This is a genomic window from Sporosarcina koreensis, from assembly GCF_001531445.1.
In the GTDB taxonomy this organism is placed as follows: Bacteria; Bacillota; Bacilli; order Bacillales_A; family Planococcaceae; genus Sporosarcina; species Sporosarcina koreensis_C.
In genome coordinates this window covers 27,820-28,610 of record NZ_LQYA01000258.1, presented here as the reverse complement: position 1 = coordinate 28,610, position 791 = coordinate 27,820, and the positions used below count along the sequence as shown (strand labels likewise).

The window sequence follows — 791 nt, the reverse complement described above, 5'->3', positions numbered from 1 at the left end:
GTCACCTGCCAATGGCCCATTCTACACACTTCATTGTCACCAGTCGGATGCGGCCCTGATTGATCGGCTCGACGAAGACTTGAATATGGATGAACCGTTCACGTTATTCTGTGAGCGTATCGATTTATTATCCATTTCCCTTCAGCAAAATCTATTTACGTTTTTAAAAAACTCAGCTCAAGCCGGCCGCCAATTCATCGCAAGTATCGGCGACGATCCTGTCGAATTGATTGCAAAAGGACGTCTATTGAAGGATTTATATTATTTATTCGCTTCTTTTACCATACGGATATCTCCGCTCAGGAAACGGAAAGAGGATATCATATCGTTTGTCACAAAGTATTTTGCACAGAGAAAGGAACGGTTCGGAACTTCCCTCACTGGAATTACGAAGGAAGTAGAGGAACGTTTCCGACGCTACGATTGGCCGGGTAATATGCGGGAACTTGAATTTTTGCTTGATGAAATAGCTTCCCTTGCGACTACCGAGACGGTGATCACGTATGAGATGCTGCCGCTCCATTTCCGATTGAAAAGCGACGGTCTGGGCGATACGCCTACACAGGCAGTCGATTTCATCGTAAATCCAGACAAGGAACTCATGCCGCTCGATCGCTACTTAAAGGAAGCGGAAGAATATTATTTGCAGAAGGCGATGAAGCTTCACGACGATAATATTACAAAAACAGCAACTGCACTTGGCATGAGCAGGCAAAATCTTCAGTATCGATTGAGGAAACTAAAAAACGGGAGATAGGCTCAAATGGCCATCTCCCGTTTTTTATATCTGC

The 791-nt window shown here is 44.6% G+C and carries 1 protein-coding gene; it reads left to right on the top strand.

The window, feature by feature from the left end; translation table 11 throughout:
* Positions 1–757 (top strand): helix-turn-helix domain-containing protein (locus AWV70_RS25020; RefSeq protein ID WP_276525655.1); only part of this gene is annotated, 757 nt, incomplete at its 5' end.
* Positions 758–791: the final 34 nt, after the last annotated feature.